Origin of the sequence: Candidatus Limnocylindrus sp., assembly GCF_040397215.1 — a bacterium.
Classification (GTDB): domain Bacteria; phylum Chloroflexota; class Limnocylindria; order Limnocylindrales; family Limnocylindraceae; genus Limnocylindrus.
The window spans coordinates 26178-43309 of sequence record NZ_JBBAWK010000004.1; the positions used below are offsets into that span (position 1 = coordinate 26178).

The following is a 17132-nucleotide window of genomic DNA, read 5'->3' on the forward strand; positions in this document are numbered from 1 at the left end:
GCTGACCGAATGACGGATCAGCACGAACACCCACATACGCATCCAGGGGCACCGCTGCCGCACAGCCATGGCCATGAGCACGCCCACGATGTGGCGCCCGCGCCAACCGGCGACGGCACCATCGCGATCTCTCATCTGCACTTCCGCTACCCCGATGGAACCGAGGCGCTGCGCGGCATCGATCTGGCGATCGCTGGGGGCGAGAAGATTGCGCTCTTAGGGCCGAATGGTGCGGGGAAGAGCACCCTGATGCTGCACCTCAACGGCATCCACCGACCAACCCACGGCACCGTGCATGTTGCGGGAGCGCAGGTGTCGAACGAGACGATCGGCCGTGTGCGTGCCGAGGTGGGACTCGTCTTTCAAGACCCCGATGATCAGCTCTTCAGCCCAACGGTCTGGGACGACGTTGCGTTTGGCCCCACTCACATGGGCCTGACCCCGGGCGCAATTCACGATCGCGTAGAGGTCGCCCTTGCCGCAGTTGGCGCACTCGACCTGGCTCAGCGTGCGCCGATGCGCCTCTCTATTGGTCAGCGCAAGCGTGTAGCCCTTGCCACCGTACTCGCAATGAACCCGAGCATCTTGGTCTTTGATGAGCCTTCTGCTGGCCTCGACCCGCGCGGGCGACGTGAGCTCATTGAGCTGTTGCAGTCACTCACGCAGACACTCATCGTCAGCACCCATGACCTTGAGTTGGCGCGAGCCACCTTCCCGCGCAGCATCGTGGTGGATCGCGGCGTGATCGTGGCGGACGGATCAACGAGCGAGATCTTGGCGAACCGCGAGCTCCTGCTCGCGCACGGACTCGCCTAAGACTTCTTCCCCTCGGCGCGCGCGGCGCGCAGTGCGGCAATGCGATCGCGCAACTCTGCCTCTGCACCACTCCCAGACGGCGCATAGAAGCGCTTTGTTGCAATCTCGCGCGGCAGATACTCCTGATCGATGTCAAACGGTTCACCGGCCGCGTGTGGTGACTGATACGTCTTCGCCGACGCGCGCAAATGGCCAGGGACTGGCAGTTGGCCGCTGGCGGCGATCTGCTCACGCGCCGCAGCGAGTGCCTCACCGGCACGTGGCGACTTCGGCGCGGAGGCGAGATAGGTGACCGCTTGCGCAAGTGCCCAATCACACTCTGGCGATCCGGCGAGCTCGACGACCTGTGCTGCAGCCGCGGCAAGCGGGAGCGCTGCGGGATCAGCGTTGCCCACATCCTCCGATGCGGAGACGAGCAGTCGGCGCGCAATGACGCGTGGATCCTCGCCACCCTCGAGCGCTGTCGCGAGCCACCAGATCGCTGCGTCGGGATCGTTGCCGCGAATGCTCTTGATCAGCGCTGAGGTGACGCCAGACTGGTCGTACGGCAGGCTCCGGTCTTGTGCAGCGAGGAGCACTTCGCGCGGCGTGATCTCCTTGCCGTCTGTCGTCATGAGGGCCGCCATCTCGAGCAGCGTAAGTAGTCGACGCGCATCACCCGATGCGTAGCCGACCAACTGGCGGCGCGCATCGGCATCAACCTGTACCGCGCCGTTAAGGCCACGCGCATCGTTGAGCGCCCGGTCTAACAGCGTCTCAAGCTCGTCGCTGCTGAGCGGAGCCAGGCGGAAGGTGCGCATGCGTGAGAGGAGCGCCGGCGAGATCGCGCGCGGTGGCGGCTCTGTTGTGGCGCCGACCAAGATGATCGTGCCCGCCTCCACATGCGGCAGCAGGGCATCCTGCTGTGTGCGCGAGAAGCGGTGTAGCTCGTCAATGAAGAGGAGTGTCTGCTCGCCGTGTTCACGACGCTCGATCGCCGCGGCGACCGCCTTGCGGACCTCGGCCACGCCATCGCTCGTCGCGGAGAGGCTCGTGGGGACCGCCTTCAGCGATGCGGCGATCACGGCGGCGAGTGTCGATTTGCCACTCCCGGGTGGCCCCCAAAGTAGGAGTGAAGGTGCCTCGCCACGCTCCAAGAGTCGTCGAAGTGGTGCGCCTGGCCCGACCAGCGCACCCTGACCAACCACCTCATCGAGGGTCGCTGGGCGCATCCGGGCGGCGAGGGGTTGCGCTGGCGCGAGACCACCAAGGAGCGTTGTCCTCTCTTTCATCTCTCTGATCATCGCACCCTTCGCGCCGCTCTCGGGTACGCTTGCCTCACTGATGCCCGATTTTTCTGAACTAGGACTTGCTCCCGAACTCCTACGAGCCGTCGCCGACGAGGGGTACACCGAACCGACCCCGATCCAGGCGCAAGCGATCCCGTACGTGCTGCAAGGGCGCGACCTTCTCGGCGCTGCTCAGACTGGCACAGGGAAGACTGCGGCCTTCGTGCTGCCGATCCTGCAGCTCCTGAAGCCGCTGGCATCGTCGTCGCCGAGCCCGGCGCGGCATCCAGTGCGTGCGCTGGTCCTCACGCCGACACGGGAGCTTGCGGTGCAGATCTCCGAGAGCGCCGCGACCTACGGTCGACACCTGCCACTGCGAAGTGGTGTGGTCTACGGCGGCGTACCGATGCCGCCTCAGCAGAAGATGCTGCTCGCGGGGCTCGAGATTCTCATCGCTACCCCGGGTCGACTCCTCGACCATGCAAACTCCAAGACAGTCAACCTCTCGCAGGTGTCGATCTTGGTGCTTGACGAGGCCGACCGCATGCTCGACATGGGCTTCATGCCCGACCTGAAGCGCATCCTTGCGCTCATCCCAAAGCAGCGCCAAAGCCTCCTCTTCTCGGCAACCTTCTCTGAACCGATTCGCGCCCTGGCGCAGGACTTCCTCCGCGACCCGATTACCGTCGAAGTCGCGCGACGCAACCAGACGAACGAGAACGTTCGCCAGGTGATCATGGCCGTCGATGATCGACGCCGACGACAGCTGCTCAGCGACCTACTGCGCACCAAGCCGTGGGAGCAGGCGCTCGTCTTCGTGAACCGAAAAGTTGAAGCCAACCGCCTCGGCGACTTCCTGCATCGCGATGGGCACTCCGTAGTCGAGATTCACGGCGACAAGGATCAAAAGCAGCGCAACCGCGCCCTTGCCGCGTTCAAGGCGGGCGAGGCGCGCGTCATGGTCGCCACCGACGTCGCTGCGCGCGGCCTTGACATTGAGGCACTCCCTGCGGTCATCAACTACGAGCTTCCATTCGACCCCGAGGATTACGTGCATCGAATCGGCCGCACCGGTCGCGCTGGCGCACTCGGTGAGGCGGTCAGCTTCGTTGCCCCCGACGAGATGGATAAGTTGAGCCTGGTGCGAAAGCTCACAAAGGCTGGGCTCCACATGGAGATCCCGCTCGGCTACGAACCGATCCTGCTCGACTTCCCGCGCGATTTGATCGCCAAGGCGCAGATGATTCGCCTGCAGCGAGGTCGCCGCTAGCTCGTTGCGCTCGCCCCAACCTGGCGGATGAACTCCATGATGCGGATCTCCAAATCGTCGCGCACTTCGCGATACGCTTCCAGCTGACGCTCTTCGCTCCCTCCCACCTTTGAGGGGTCTGGCAGCGACCAGTGCTCGCGCTGTCCGCCATTGGGGAAGATGGGGCAGGCGTCGTTCGCAGCGTCACAGACGGTAATCACGTAGTCGAATGTCTCGTCAAGGAACTGGTGAAGCGTCTTGCTGGTCTGGGCAGAGGCATCAATACCGATCTCGTTCAGCACGGTAAGGGCATGGGGGCGAACCAGCGTCGCCTCGGTGCCGGCACTCTCAACCTCGAAGGCGCCGCGTCCACGCGAGCGAAGGAGCGCCTCTGCGATCTGCGAGCGTGCGCTGTTATGCGTGCAGAGGAAGAGGACGCGTGTGCTGCTCATGCGGGCATCGTAACGGTTCTGCCCGAACTGGGAGAGTTGGCTGGCGCGCTAGGATTCGAACCTAGGATCCCCTGCTCCAGAGGCAGGTGCCTTACCGCTTGGCCACGCGCCAACGGTGCCGATCGTACCCCAGCGGCGCGCCTCCGTCTCCCGCCGCACGCAGAAAGATGCAATATATGCGGCATGTCTACTGTAAAGAACGCCGCTCCGACGCCAGCGCCAGCCCCAGCAGTGGGCGTGTTCAATGACGCGCAGCGCCGCACCCTTGCCGCCCTAGCGGAGGGGTTCGTCGCCGGCGGTGGTGCTGCTCGCGCGGCGGCCGCCGAGACGGCAATCGCCAAGGTGGTCGACCCGGCCCTCCATGGCCAGCTGCGGCTGGTCCTCAACCTTCTCGACACGCGCATTGGCAGCCTACTGATTGGCGGACGCCTGGCGCGATTCGGCACGCTGAAAGCAACTCGGCGAGACGAGTTTCTGCGCCGCTGGGTCCAGCATCCCGTCCCAATGCTCCGAAGCGGCGCCGCCGTCTTCCGTAAACTCCTCTCCTTCATCGCCTACTCGGATGCCGATGAGCCGGCCGATGAACTGGTGCGCACGCGACTGAGCGCTCTCGGCTACAACCCAACACCAAATCCCACAACCGCCAACGTCACACAGATCACCCCATTTGACCCAGGCGCTGCGGAGCGCCTCGCCGTCGACGTCTTGGTGATCGGCTCCGGCGCCGGTGGCGGGAGCATTGCGCGTGACCTTTCCGCCGCAGGTCATGAGGTGCTCATCATTGAGGCGGGCGGCCTATATACCGAGGCAACCTTCCCAACAAAAGAGCGCGACGCCTACGAGCGCCTCTATCTCGACTCTGGTTTCACCGCTACGGCTGATGCACACATCGCGATCCTTGCCGGCGGAACCGTTGGTGGCGGCACCACGGTGAACTGGATGGCCTCAATCCCTACTCCCGAGCGGGTGCGCGAGGAGTGGGAGGGCGAACACGGCGTCACCGGTGCCGCTGGAGGTGAGTTCGGAGGTGACCTTGACGCGGTAATGAAGGAGATCGGCGCGAAGGAATCCCAGAATGTGCCGCTCAAGGATGCGGCGATCATTCGCGGCGCCGAGAAGCTCGGCTGGAGCAGCGAGCGGCTTCAGGTCAACCGCGCCGAGTGCAGCGACTGCGGAACCTGCCCATTCGGCTGCAAGACGGGATCAAAGCAATCATCACTTCGCCTCCATTTGGCGCAGGCGGCCGCCAACGGTGCGCGCATCTTGCCCGACTGTAAGGCGGAGCGCCTTGTCATTGAGAACGGCACGGCGACGGGTGCAATTACGACGCTCGGCACGCGCGCTGGCACACCTCGCACCCTTGAGATCATCGCGAAGACTGTGGTGGTTTCGGGTGGTGCACTCCGCACACCAGTGCTGCTGCAGCGCAGCGGCCTCACCCATCCCGCCATCGGCAAGAACCTTCGACTGCATCCGGTCAGTCTGGTTGCGGGCGTCTTCGATGAGCCAGTCGAGATGTGGAGCGGCACGATGCAGGCGGTGAAGAGCTCACGCTTCATTGATCCTGATGAAGAGCGAAACGGCTACATCATCGAGAGCGCCCCTGGGCACCCTGGCCTCCTCGCCCTCGGCATTCCGTGGACCTCGCGCGCCGAACATGAACGCCTCATGAAGTTGAGCCGATACATCGCCCCCTTCTTGGCCATTGTGAAGGATGATGCTGGCGGCAGCGTCACGGCGAGCCGTACCGGCTTTGCCGAAATCAACTACTGCACCACGCCGCGGGATGAGCGCGGACTTCGCCATGCACTCCGTTCCATGTCGCGTATCGCCGAGGCGGCTGGTGCCAGCGAGGTGATCGCCGCCGGCTCGCCACCAATGAGCTGGCGCCGCAGCGAAGGGAACGAGGCGCTGGAGGTCTACCTGCGGCGACTGCATCGCTTCGACTTCGCCCCGAACCGCGGCACCGTCTTCTCTGCGCACCAGATGGGCACGGCGCGTATGGGATCAGACTCGAACGACCACGTCTGCGATCCGTGGGGCCGCGTTCGATCCACCCCGCGGCCTCGCCCAGGTGATCCGAACGGGGGCCTGATCAAGAGTCTCTATGTGGCCGACGGTTCGCTCTTTCCTACGGCGCTCGGCGTGAACCCGATGGTCACGATCCTGGCGGTGGCAAAGCGGGTTTCACGCGCAATCATCGACGACACGCACGCCTGACCACAAACAAGGGGTTGGAGCGGGAGACGAGGTTCGAACTCGCGACATCTTGCTTGGAAGGCAAGTGCTCTACCAACTGAGCTACTCCCGCACGACGCTCACAATAGCAAGGAGGCGGCTTGGATGACTACGACGACCGCCAGGGTCTCTAGGTTGGCCTTGCGGTCGGGGTGATCTGATCCGCCCCTGTAACCCAGGGGGCAGACCGCCTTGGATTCGGAGTTTTGCGACTAGGCCTCGGTCACCGACTCGAGTGGTTTCGCTCGGCGCAGGGCACGAAGTCGATTGATGCGGTCAACAAGCGGCGGATGCGTCGCGAGGAAGCCGCCTGACCGCTCTTCAAAGTGCTTAACCGGATTGATGATGTACAGGTGCGCCGTGGCCTTCGTCGCAACCTCGAGGACCTCCTTATCGCCAGCTAACTTGGCGAGCGCGCGCTCTAACCCAGCCGGGTTACGCGTCAGCTCGACACCCGAAGCGTCGGCCAGATATTCGCGCTGGCGCGAGACAGCAAGCTGAACCAGCCGCGCGGCTATCGGTGCAAGGATAGCGAGCACAATGGTGAGAACGATGAAAATCGCTTGTAGCGCATTGCCACCTTCGCGGTCGTTACTACGTCGGCGACCGCCGCCCCAAAACGCCCAGCGCATTACGAGGTCACTTAGCAGCGCCAGTGATCCGACCAGGGCGGCCACGAGCAGCCCGTAGCGAATGTCAAAGTTGCGCACGTGCGAGAGCTCGTGGGCGATCACGCCGCTCATCTCTTCGCGGTCAAGCGTGCGCATGAGCCCTTCGGTCACGGCGATGCTTGCGTGCTCCGGATCGCGCCCCGTGGCGAACGCGTTCAGCGCCGTGTCTTCGATGGTGTACACCTTCGGCTTCGGCATGTTCGCCGCGAGACAGAGCTCGTTCACGATGTTGTCGAGTTCGCGTTCCTCTCGACCGGCCGCAGGGTCGAGCTCCTTGGCGCCGGCGGCGGCAAGCACCGCCTTGTCGCCACTGAAATATGCGCCGAGCGTGAGGAAGAAGCCGAGGACGAACGCGCCGAGGGCGAAGGGGATGCCACCGTCAACGCTGCCACTCAACGCGATCCCTGCGCTCGCCCCGAAGGCGGCGAGGATCGCCACTACGATCAGGACGAGGAGGAGCGACTTTCGTCGATTCTCCGCCGCAAGGTCATAAAAGGTTGCCATCGCGTCGACCGTTGCCGACTAGGAGAGGTTGACCTTCGGAACGGCCTCCTCGGAATCAGGGGCGTCGAAGAACTCGCTGGCGGCAAAGCCGAACGCGCGCGCAAAGAGCACCCCAGGGAAGGTTTGAATGGCGTTGTTGTAAGAGAGAACGGTGGCGTTGTAGTGCTGTCGGCTAAAGCCAATCTGGTTCTCTGTAGACGTCAGCTGCTCCTGCAACTGAATCACATTCTCATTCGACTTCAGCGTTGGGTATGCCTCGACGTTGGCGAAGAGGGTGCGCAGCGAGCCGGTCAACATGTTGTCGGCCTTCGCCTGTCTAGCGGTATCACCGCTTGCGCCAGCGCTCACCGCAGCGGCGCGTGCCTTCGTGACGCTCTCGAGAACGCCTTTTTCGAAGCCCATCTGCCCCTTGACTGCATCAACAAGATTTGGGATCAGGTCGTAGCGGCGCTTGAGCTGCACCTGAATCTGGCCGAGCGCCTCTTTCACGCGATTGCGACCAGAGACGAGTCCGTTGTAGGAGGAGGCGACCACCAGGCCGACGACCACAAGTACGACGATGAGAATGATTGGGTCCATTGGACACTCCTTCAACTACACCTGTGGCGGCATGTGTCGCCTAAGATCAGTATACGACCACTCCCCGCACGAACTCCGGGCTGTTTGACGACCCCCCGGGGGGTAGGCGTAGGCTGCGATGAGCAACTGGGTTGAGCCCTCTGAGGACTCCCCTGGTGTGGGTGCAGCCCGGCTTCCTGGGCCCCCGCGTGAAAGGCACTGAACGATGAACGTTCTGGTAGTTGGTACGGGCACCGTCGGCGAGGCAATCGCCCACCTGATCAAGGGAAAGAAGTGGCTCGGCACCCTCACCCTTGCGGACTACTCACTTGACCGTGCACGCACGGTCGCCGATGCGGTCGGCGCTGGGTACAAGGTTGCCCAGGTTGATGCGGGGAACGCGGCGCAGCTGAAGGAGCTCATCGCGAGCTCCAAGGCGGACCTCGTTTTGAACGCCGTTGACCCCCGCTTCGTTCCTGCAGTGTTCGACGCCGCCCTTGAGGCTGGCGTGCACTACATCGACATGGCGACAAGCCTCTCGATACCCGATGTGCAGAACCCATTCACCGTTCCAGGAGTGATGCTCGGCGCATATCAGGAGGAGCGCAAGAAGCTCTGGGAGAACCGCGGCAAGTTGGCGCTCATCGGCATGGGGATGGACCCGGGCCTCTCCAACATCTTTGCCGCCTACGCCAAGAAGTGGACCTTCGACGACATCTCTGCGGTTCACGTGCGCGACGGTGGCGACCTGCGCATTGAGGGCTACCCGTTTGCGACGGTCTTCAGCCTCTGGACCGTCATTGAGGAGTGCCTGAATCCGCCGATCGTATGGCGTAACGGCAAGATCGAAGTGCGCGAGCCATTCAGCGAGCCAGAGGACTTCGTCTTCCCTGAAGGGGTTGGCCCCGTGATGTGCGTGAACGTCGAGCATGAAGAGATCGTGCAGCTGCCACGCAGCATGAAGGCCGACGTGATCACGTTTAAGTACGCGCTCGGCGCCGACTTCATTGAGACGCTGCAGCTGCTGCACCGACTCGGGCTCGACGGCAAGAACCCAATTAACGTGAAGGGCGTCCAAGTTGCACCGCGCGACGTGATCGCCGCTCTCTCGCCTGACCCATCAACGCTCGGTAAGAGCATGATCGGTCGTGCGATCGTTGGAACGCTGGTCAGCGGCACAAAGGATGGCCGCCCACGCGAAACGTTCCACTATCAGGTGTGTGATGCCGCGGAGACGATGGGTCGCTACAACCTGCAGCCAGTCGCCTGGCAGACCGGCGTGATGCCCATCATGGCAATGGAGCTGATCGCCGAAGGCGTCTGGGGTGGCGCTGGAGTCAAGTCGCCCGACATGATGGATCCAGATCCATTCCTCGACATCTGCGAGGACTACGACGTGACGGTGAAGCTTGAGCATCGGCTTCCCGGCCGCTCGATCCTGCCAGCAACGGAGCAGCCGCCAGTTGGCGCGAAGTCGGTCACGGTCAAGGGCTCGTCGAGCCCAGCCGATACGGCCTACTCAGCGGCGGCAACCGCAGCGCTCTCCGCACCAGTCTCGTACCCCGAGACCGATGCCGAGCGACAGGGGCGCGGCGGGCGCTAGTACTCGGCGAGGCCGAGGAGTCGTTCGAGGAGCTGGATCGGTGGCGTGCCGTGCGAGAGCACCGCGCGCAAATGCTTCGGCCGCGAGAAGCCTGGCGTCTCAACGCGGCTCCCTGGCAGGTCTGCGCCGTCAACATGCGCGACTGGGCCGCCCGCGGCACGCCGTGCGCGATCCTCAACCTCCCAGCACCCCATTGACCCGACAAAGTAGGTTGGGAGCTGCGTAGAGGTGAGACGCGCGCGCAGATACTTCGCCTTCGCCTCCGCCTCCTCTTGCCAGCTCTGGTCAACCATCAAGTTGAGCGCCCACGCCTCATCTCGGTCATCGGCATGAATGCCCGCGTCAAGGAGCGCATTGGCAATACAACGGAGATAGAACTTCCAGTGCACCAGCTCAAGCGCCAGGTCGCCGTCACCGAACCCCTCATCAATCATCACCTGCGTGACGTAGACCGCCCACCCTTCGGCGAAGACGCCAGAGCCGAAGGCGGCGCGCAGCGGGCGCGGCGTCTGATTCGCAGCGGCAAGTTGTAGGTAGTGACCTGGGATCGCTTCATGGATGGCAAGTAGCGCCAACATACGGTTGTTGTCTTCGCGCATCTTCGACTCAACCTGTTCGGGCGTCGCATCATCGGGGGCTGGCGTTACGTAGAAGAAGCTCTTCTCACCGCGATCGAGTGGGCCTGGCGCATCAAGGAAGGCTCCGGCATAGGCGCGCAAGAAGAGCGGCGTCCACATGATCTCGAGCGGCTCTCTCGGTAGGTCAACCAGCCCCGTGCGTTGAATGAATGCCTCACAGCGTGCGGTTTCGGCGCGCGATCGATCCAACATCTCTTCGGGGGCGCAGTGATCGCCACCAATCGCGTGGAGCACCTCCGCGACGAGGGTTGAGCGATCACCGCTGCGTGCTGCGGTCGCTCTGTCGCCGAGCCACTCTGATGCAATGCGCTGGGCGATCGAGATCATGCGCGCGCGCACCGCGGCGAACTCCTGCTCCCCCTTTGCTGCAATTGCGGCACGGTCGTGTGATCCGAAGAGGGTGTGGCGCAAGGCACGGTCGTAGAGTGCGGCGCCGTAACGCCCCTCGCCAGAGCTCTTCGGGAGGACCTCGCGCTGCAGTCGCTCAATGAACCGGCTTGTGGCCGCGATGGCCGCATCGGCTGGGCCACGGAGCGCCTCGCCGTAGGTCGTTACCCCGAGCTCGGCGAGCTCGGCGATGCCCGGTGCCTGTGCGATCGCCGTTTCGGTATGGAGGCGACTGACTGGCCGCGCTGGGAGCGTAACCGTGCCCGTAGGTGGGAGATCTCCCCCACGGCGCGGCGCGCCGTCGTCGGCGGGCACCCGCAGTTCAGGGAGGCCAGTGAGGTTAGCAACGGCGGCATCGAGCAGGGCGGGTATCTGCGTGAGTCGACCCGCAAGATCCTCAGCGCGGCGCTCTGCCGTACCGAAGCCACGAGCGATCAGTGGGAAGAGCCCACCGCCAATGACCGAGACGGTATGGAGGGGATCCCACGCCTCAGGCTGCACCTCCTGTAGCTCGAACCGGATCGCGCGAATCGTGCCAAGGGCCAGGTCGCGATCGCAGAGATCGTCGGCGCTGAGGTTTGCTGCCGGGATGGCAACCAGACGCCCCTCTTCGCGGTCACACCAGTCCAGCCGCGCCGCGCGACCCGCAGGGCCATGCTCACCCCACGATCCGTCGTAGTCATGGATCCCCATCCCCGTTGCGGCAACGGGGTGCAGCGCCGCGAAGCGGGCGAGGAGGCCGGCGGCGTCGAGGGCATCAATCATCGTCGGCAGGGTACCATCAGCACATGGGTGCAGAAGACACAACCGACGCCTTCTTTGAGCTGCTGAACGCGGATGACCGCGTAGGTGCTCTCAAGCTCATGGACGAACGCGTCGAGATGCGCGTGCACGTCGCCGACAGCGTTCAACTGTTGAAGGGACACGAACGCGTTGGCGGCTGGTTCCTGCGCGCCGACAAGGGGCTGCGCATGATCCCAGGCGAAGTCAAGGATACTGGCCATCAGGTTGAGTGCGACATCTTGGTCGTTCGACCCGGATCCAAGAGCAGCAAGATTGACGCGACGATCAAGGTTGAAGCTGGCAAGATCACCGCGATCAACTTCTCGCCGCGCGACCGCTAATACCCTCGCCCGTTACGGGCTCGGTGACGACACCACGTCGGGAATTACCTGCGAGATGATCAGCTCTTGCCCCACAAATATCGTGAGTTTCTTGCGATCAATCGCCGGATTTGCGCTTAAAATCACGTCAATACTAATCTGATAGACCCCCGCGATTTTGCTGAGAGAGTCGCCCGATTTCACACGATATATCAGCGACTCTGGTGTCGGTGTTGGCGTCGTCGATGGGCTGACGTTACTGGACGGTGCGGCGCTCGGCGTTGGCGTTGCGGTGACACCGGCGATGAAACCATTCACCCCCTTCAGCATCGTCGGTAGCGTGAAGAGGATCGCCGCAGCAAGAATGAGCAGCGCAGCGGCGCCGCGTGTTCCCCCCAGGATCTTCGGGAGCCGCAGTGCGGCACGTGGTGCTTCGTCATCCATCGAGCGGCGCTTGTACAGCGGAACGACCCGGACGCGCTCCTCTTCGGTGGGGCTCAGTGCGAAGTTTGGCGCACCAGCGACCGGCGCCGTTGACCAGATGCTCCCCTCAGGGAGTTCGTCGTACGCGCCGCTTACTTCATCGATGCCGAGGGCCGCCGCAGCGAGATCAACTGGCGCACTTGCCGCGGGGGTACCGAACGGGAGTGGCTGGGGGGCGGGGGCATCGATCGTTTGCGCCGCCTCGCGCGAGGCCCACGCGAGAAAGATTGGGCAGGCGGTAAATGTTGGGGTGAGGCAGATCTCACTCTGCCGCTGCAGGTTAATCGGCTCTGCGGGGCGCGTTGCGAAACAAGAGTGCGCCGCACTCGGCCCTGACGATCGCTTGGAGGAGTCTGCACCCGTCGCAATAAAGGGGCAAACGGCAGCGCTCATGACGGCGATCCTACCCCGTCGCGCCAGATCTTCTCCATACGGTCGGCAAGCGCTTCGCTCCAAGCTGCAGCGAAGGTCAACTCCTCTCGGCTCCCCGCCTCTGGGGCCGGTTGATCAGTGCATGGCGAGGTGTCGTCGAGTGCGATCACCTCAACGCTCGGGAGGCCGAACCTGCGATTGTGGAATCGAAAGATCACAGGCACGACCAGCACCCTGGTCCGCATGGCGATAATCGCCGCCCCTGGGCGAAACTCGGCGAAGCGATCTGTCGGCCCGCCGGTTCCACCCTCGGGCATCACGCCATAGTGGGCGCCAGCGGCGAAGACGGCAGTCGCCGCATTCAGGTGCGTCTCGATACCACTCGTGCCACGCCACACCGGGAGGAGGCCACCGAGTCGCCGCAGCAGCGCGGAGCGGACGCGACCGCGACCAACGATGAATGGGCCGAGGCCGAGCCACCAGATCCGCGGCGCTGCGGGGGCGACGATGCCTAGCGCGAACGCTTCGTAGTAGCGACGATGCGGGGCGCCAACGAGGATGCGCGGCCCAGAGGTGGCGAGGCGGTCTAGCCCCACGGCTCGAACGCGCATCCCAAACGCACCGAGCACCACGCGCAGGGTGAGGCGCAGGGCGCGGTAGGCAAGACTCGCATGGGCCCAAGGCTGACGCCCAAGCCACGCAACCCCCTCACCCGCTGCAGGTGGGATCAGGGCGTCTCGGCTGTACGAGCTGTACGCCCGGACCTTTCGTTCACTCATATCGTGAAACCCTACACGCTCCCACCCCCCACGACCGAGGCTCGTCGCGCGCCGCACAGTCCGCTACCGTACAGAGGGGCGGCTACCATGGCCGCTCAGCAGAAAGGGGAATCCATGGAGACCGCCCAGCTCGTCCTCGTCTTCATTCACCTACTCGGGATGGCCGCAATCGTGGGCGGCTACTTCGCCGGCTTATCAAACTCACCGAAGCGCCTTTCGGCGGGCATTACCCATGGCACCCTGCTCCAGTTCCTGACTGGCGTACTGCTGATTGGGATCGCCGAGATGGGTACTGATCCAGTGAATCACACGAAGTACGGCATTAAGATTGCCGTAGCGGCGGTGATCTTGCTGCTTGCGTGGCCACGTCGTAAGGACGTATCCATTGCAGCGAGCACCTATCATGCGATCGGCGTGCTGGCGCTACTCAACGTGGCCGTTTCCGTATTTGTTAAGTAGAGAGGAGAGTTTCATGCGTAACCTATTCGCCGAGTTCACTCCCGTCACCGTCCATGCGCACTGCGATGTGCCGTGTGGCATCTACGACCCGTCAAGTGCGGTGGTTGCCGCCAAGACGGTCGCACGCATGGTCGAGCTGATCGGCCAGATCGAGGTGACCGACAGCGCCACGCGTAACAAGCTCGTGCGCTGCATCACCATCAAAGAGGAGCACTCCGAGAAGGTGAAGCGCGAGGTCCAGGTCATCTGGTCCGACTACTTCAAGCCTGAGCACTTGGCAAAGTTCCCAGACCTGCACGATCAGGTCTGGAAGCTGCTGAAGTTGGCATCCAAGAATAAGCAGAACGTTGATGCGGCTGCAGCGGCAGAGCTTGTCGCTGCGACCGAGGCATTCGCCGCTACGTTCGTCGCGTCAAAAGCGTAACGCGCCACTGTGCTTGATCGACCCGGACGGATCTGGGTCGCTGATGTTGCTGAATGCTCAATGGAGCCGGCCCTCCGTCCGGGGGACCGGCTCCTTGTGCTTCCAGCAGGCCCCAAGGGCCTCCCTGGCCTCCGCGGTGCACCGCCGATCGGCAGCGTGGTGATCGTTGCACGCGTGGGTCGTTTTGAAGTGAAGCGCGTCGCACCCCCGCCCCCGGGCGTATCGGGTCTCTGGCTCCTAGGTGATAATGCAGCGCTCTCACGCGACTCTCGTCATGACGGCGCACAGCCGCTCAGCGCACTCCGCGGCAGGGTGGTCTATCGCATTGGGCCGCGCGGCCGCAGGGGGCTAATTCCCGCTGCGCGCTAAGCGCCCGCGCTAGAGCTGCGCGTGCAGCTCTGCCAAAAGATCGAGTGAGGCCGTTTCGGTGGGATCCATGTGCTGCACCATGAGCCGGCTCGCACCCGTGTCGCGGAAGGCGCGCATCTGCAGCAACGCCTGATCTGGGGTGCCAACCAGCCATCGCGCACGACGTGGTGCGAGATACTCCTCGGGATCACCAGCAGCGCCAATGCGCGACATGAAGCCGCGCAACTTCTCGAGATATTCAGGCTCGGTTCGGCCGATCATCGCCCCCGTCATCGCGGAGCGCGCGAGGCTCTCTGGCGCTCGGCCTGCTGCGACACACGTGGCATCAAGTTGCGCGAACTTCTCGCGGGCAGTCTCAGGGGTAGACGAGGTGAGGTTGAACTCGTCGGAGAACTTCGCGGCAATGCGCATGCCGCGCGGCGAGCCTTCGCCGCCCGTGATTATCCATGGCACTGGTGAGGGCTTCGGACGGAAGAGGGCGTCACTCACGTTGTAGTGTTTGCCGCTGAACGACCAACCGTCAGACCCGGCCCAGAGGCCGCGCACAATTTCGAGCTGCTCTTCGAGCATCTCCGCACGTCTGGGCATCTCAGGGAACGGGAAGCCGTAGCGGCGGTGTTCCGACTCATGCCAGCCGGTACCGAGGCCGGCATGGATTTGTCGCCCCGCCATCTCTTGCACCGTGGCGACCACCTTGGCGAACTCGCCCGGCGCCCGGAAGGTGACGGGGCTGACCAGTGTGCCGAGGGTGATTGATTTCGTTTCGCGTGCGATCCCCGCCAACACGCTCCAGGCGTCGGTGGTTGCCTGGTCGTCGGAACCTGGAAATGACTGGTAATGATCGGTGCGGAAGAAGCCGCTGATGCCGACCACCTCCGCGCGCTGGGCGGCAGCGAGCTGCTGCGCGTACGACAGGTTCATCTGCCCCTCAATGACCACGGCAATCTGCATAGGGGAACCCTAGCGCTCAGCAGGTAAATGCGGTGCGGGGTAGGATAGTTGCAACGCGAAATATCGTCGGAAACCTGACGGCGCGTCATGGAGGGTTACTCAATGGCCACAGCAAAGTCTCGTCGCCCTGTCGCGGCGAAGATAAGCACAGCCGCGAAACCGGCACCTGCACCAGCGGGAGCAGATCTTTCCAAGCGCGCCAAGCAAGGGATTGTCGTCGCAATCATGCTCGCCCTCTTCTTGGGTGCGCTCGACCAGACGATCGTCGGCACCGCCCTGCCTAGGATCATCACCGACTTGAGCGGTGCAAACCTCTACACCTGGGTCGTCACGATCTACCTACTGGCCAGCACCGTCACGGTGCCGATCTACGGCAAGCTCTCCGACATGTATGGCCGCAAGCCGCTCCTCCTTATTGGAGTTAGCCTCTTCCTTGTCGGCTCGGCGCTCTCCGGCCTTTCGCAGAACATTGAGCAGCTGATCATCTTCCGCGGAATCCAGGGACTCGGCGCCGGTGCGCTCTTCCCAATTGCCCTTGCCACAATTGGTGACCTCTACTCGGCAAAGGAGCGTGGTCGCTACCAGGGGCTCTTCGGCGCAGTCTTTGGAATCGCAAGCCTCATTGGTCCAGCGCTCGGTGGATGGCTCACCGATACATTCAGCTGGCACCTGATCTTCTACGTGAACCTGCCGATCGGCCTAATCAGCATCGCGATCATTTTAATCGAGCTGCCAACGATCAAGGGTCGCGCGAACCAGAAGATCGACTTCTTGGGCGCCCTAGTCTTTGCCGCCGGCATAATCCCGGTGCTCATTGGCCTAACTAACGTACAGACCAACGCCTTCGCAACCCCAGAGGTTGCAGGTCTGATCTCGCTTGGACTCGCACTCCTTGGCCTGTTCTTCTTCATTGAGGCAAAGGTCGAAGAGCCGATCATTCCGCTCGAGCTCTTCCGAAACCGCACATTTGCGGCTGCCGCTGCGGCCTCGTTCTTCGCCTCTATCGGATTCTTCGCCTCAATCATCTTCTTGCCGCGCTATTTCCAGACAGTGCTCGGCGAAACTGCAACGAATTCGGGCTACGCCACGCTGCCACTCCTGTTGGGAGTAATCGTCAGCTCGGTCGCGGCTGGATTAATCGTTGCGCGAAGTGGACGGTATAAGACGCTGATCCTTGGAGCCATTGTGCTCGTTGCCGCAGCATCTGTGCTGCTGACGAACATCAAGGCGGATACCGATCCATGGCTTCTGCGCCTCTGGATGTTCCTCGCCGGACTCGGCGTTGGGCCAACCCTGTCGGTATTCACGATCGTGGTGCAGAACGCCGTGCCATTTAAGTTCCTCGGCGTAGCAACGTCAAACCTCACCTTCTTCCGCCAGGTCGGCGGGTCGGTAGGCTTGGCGCTGGTTGGCTCCTACTTCGGAGGGCAGCTTACGACCACCATCCCAGCAGAGTTGGCGAAGGCGGCTCCGGCGGGCACCTTTACCCCGTTCTTCACTGCCATCGGTGGCAATCTTTCGCAGCTGACCAATGTTGGTGGGAAGTTTGACCAGGCCCTGATCAGCCTGATCCCTGTGCAGTACCTTGACGCCTTCTTCACGGCGATTAAGGCGGGCATTGCCGATGCGATCGGCTCAATCTTCTGGCTCTCCGCGGCGGCCAGCCTCGTGGCGTTGGTTGCCGCAGCGCTGATCGAGGAGATCCCACTCCGTAGCGGAGCACAGGCCGCACCAGCCGAACTGTAAATGGCTCCGGGCGTACCCCTCTGGGGGTGCGCCCGGATCGCACCCGTCGGCGCAGCTCCACC

16 protein-coding genes and 2 tRNA genes are annotated in these 17132 nt (G+C 63.3%); 8 read left to right on the forward strand and 10 right to left on the reverse strand.

Annotation, left to right across the window (positions count from 1 at the left end; genetic code table 11):
• The first annotated feature begins 9 nt into the window (after positions 1-9).
• Positions 10-816, forward strand: coding sequence for an energy-coupling factor ABC transporter ATP-binding protein (locus AC3LCN_RS02025; protein ID WP_488648423.1), 807 nt, complete (start codon positions 10-12; stop codon positions 814-816).
• On the opposite strand, the gene AC3LCN_RS02030 is transcribed toward AC3LCN_RS02025, so the two are convergent.
• Entirely contained in the window at positions 813-2087 is a 1275-nt protein-coding gene (locus AC3LCN_RS02030) for a replication-associated recombination protein A (protein ID WP_488648424.1), read from the reverse strand. The genes AC3LCN_RS02025 and AC3LCN_RS02030 overlap by 4 nt on opposite strands.
• Before the next feature lie 52 nt (positions 2088-2139).
• Here AC3LCN_RS02030 and AC3LCN_RS02035 point away from each other — a divergent pair, with 52 nt between their 5' ends.
• Complete coding sequence (locus tag AC3LCN_RS02035; RefSeq protein ID WP_488648425.1) at positions 2140-3354, forward strand: DEAD/DEAH box helicase; 1215 nt, start codon at positions 2140-2142, stop codon at positions 3352-3354.
• On the opposite strand, the gene AC3LCN_RS02040 is transcribed toward AC3LCN_RS02035, so the two are convergent.
• Entirely contained in the window at positions 3351-3785 is a 435-nt protein-coding gene (locus tag AC3LCN_RS02040) for an arsenate reductase ArsC (protein WP_488648426.1), read from the reverse strand. The two genes, AC3LCN_RS02035 and AC3LCN_RS02040, sit on opposite strands and share 4 nt — an antisense overlap.
• A 37-nt stretch (positions 3786-3822) precedes the next feature.
• Positions 3823-3897 (reverse strand) — tRNA-Gln (locus AC3LCN_RS02045).
• Positions 3898-3968: 71 nt separating this feature from the next.
• Here AC3LCN_RS02045 and AC3LCN_RS02050 point away from each other — a divergent pair.
• Positions 3969-6005 carry a GMC family oxidoreductase N-terminal domain-containing protein gene (locus tag AC3LCN_RS02050; protein ID WP_488648427.1) on the forward strand — a complete coding sequence of 679 codons (2037 nt, stop codon included), beginning with the start codon at positions 3969-3971 and terminating at the stop codon, positions 6003-6005.
• A gap of 15 nt (positions 6006-6020) precedes the next feature.
• Here the strand turns inward: AC3LCN_RS02050 and AC3LCN_RS02055 are convergent.
• The 3 genes from AC3LCN_RS02055 to AC3LCN_RS02065 form a co-directional block, all read right to left on the reverse strand.
• Positions 6021-6096 (reverse strand) — tRNA-Gly (locus AC3LCN_RS02055).
• 139 nt (positions 6097-6235) lie between these two features.
• Entirely contained in the window at positions 6236-7198 is a 963-nt protein-coding gene (locus tag AC3LCN_RS02060) for a M48 family metalloprotease (RefSeq protein ID WP_488648428.1), read from the reverse strand.
• A gap of 18 nt (positions 7199-7216) precedes the next feature.
• Positions 7217-7777, reverse strand: a complete 561-nt coding sequence (locus tag AC3LCN_RS02065) for a LemA family protein (RefSeq protein ID WP_488648429.1) — start codon at positions 7775-7777, stop codon at positions 7217-7219.
• Positions 7778-7982: 205 nt separating this feature from the next.
• Between AC3LCN_RS02065 and AC3LCN_RS02070 the strand changes: the two genes are divergently transcribed.
• Positions 7983-9359 (forward strand): saccharopine dehydrogenase family protein, encoded by a 1377-nt coding sequence (locus tag AC3LCN_RS02070; protein ID WP_488648430.1) that lies wholly within the window; start codon positions 7983-7985, stop codon positions 9357-9359.
• Here the strand turns inward: AC3LCN_RS02070 and AC3LCN_RS02075 are convergent.
• Positions 9356-11149: a DUF885 domain-containing protein gene (locus AC3LCN_RS02075; protein ID WP_488648431.1), complete on the reverse strand. Its 1794-nt coding sequence runs from the start codon at positions 11147-11149 to the stop codon at positions 9356-9358. The two genes, AC3LCN_RS02070 and AC3LCN_RS02075, sit on opposite strands and share 4 nt — an antisense overlap.
• Before the next feature lie 23 nt (positions 11150-11172).
• On the opposite strand from AC3LCN_RS02075, the gene AC3LCN_RS02080 reads away from it, so the two are divergent.
• A complete protein-coding gene (locus AC3LCN_RS02080; RefSeq protein WP_488648432.1) occupies positions 11173-11508 on the forward strand; it encodes a hypothetical protein in 336 nt (111 codons plus the stop codon).
• A gap of 12 nt (positions 11509-11520) precedes the next feature.
• Here the strand turns inward: AC3LCN_RS02080 and AC3LCN_RS02085 are convergent, their stop codons facing one another.
• Together AC3LCN_RS02085 and AC3LCN_RS02090 are read right to left on the reverse strand one after the other, a co-directional pair.
• Positions 11521-12363 (reverse strand): LysM peptidoglycan-binding domain-containing protein, encoded by an 843-nt coding sequence (locus AC3LCN_RS02085; RefSeq protein ID WP_488648433.1) that lies wholly within the window; start codon positions 12361-12363, stop codon positions 11521-11523.
• Positions 12360-13121 (reverse strand): lysophospholipid acyltransferase family protein, encoded by a 762-nt coding sequence (locus AC3LCN_RS02090; protein ID WP_488648434.1) that lies wholly within the window; start codon positions 13119-13121, stop codon positions 12360-12362. Before AC3LCN_RS02090 ends, AC3LCN_RS02085 begins: the two co-directional genes overlap by 4 nt.
• An 87-nt stretch (positions 13122-13208) precedes the next feature.
• On the opposite strand from AC3LCN_RS02090, the gene AC3LCN_RS02095 reads away from it, so the two are divergent.
• Both AC3LCN_RS02095 and sodN read left to right on the forward strand, forming a co-directional pair.
• Positions 13209-13580 carry a hypothetical protein gene (locus AC3LCN_RS02095; protein WP_488648435.1) on the forward strand — a complete coding sequence of 124 codons (372 nt, stop codon included), beginning with the start codon at positions 13209-13211 and terminating at the stop codon, positions 13578-13580.
• Positions 13581-13593: 13 nt separating this feature from the next.
• Entirely contained in the window at positions 13594-14004 is a 411-nt protein-coding gene (gene sodN / locus AC3LCN_RS02100) for a superoxide dismutase, Ni (RefSeq protein WP_488648436.1), read from the forward strand.
• 378 nt (positions 14005-14382) lie between these two features.
• On the opposite strand, the gene AC3LCN_RS02105 is transcribed toward sodN, so the two are convergent.
• Positions 14383-15324 (reverse strand): LLM class flavin-dependent oxidoreductase, encoded by a 942-nt coding sequence (locus tag AC3LCN_RS02105; RefSeq protein ID WP_488648437.1) that lies wholly within the window; start codon positions 15322-15324, stop codon positions 14383-14385.
• Between the two features lie 102 nt (positions 15325-15426).
• Between AC3LCN_RS02105 and AC3LCN_RS02110 the strand changes: the two genes are divergently transcribed.
• A complete protein-coding gene (locus AC3LCN_RS02110; RefSeq protein WP_488648438.1) occupies positions 15427-17070 on the forward strand; it encodes an MDR family MFS transporter in 1644 nt (547 codons plus the stop codon).
• The last annotated feature ends 62 nt before the right edge of the window (positions 17071-17132 follow it).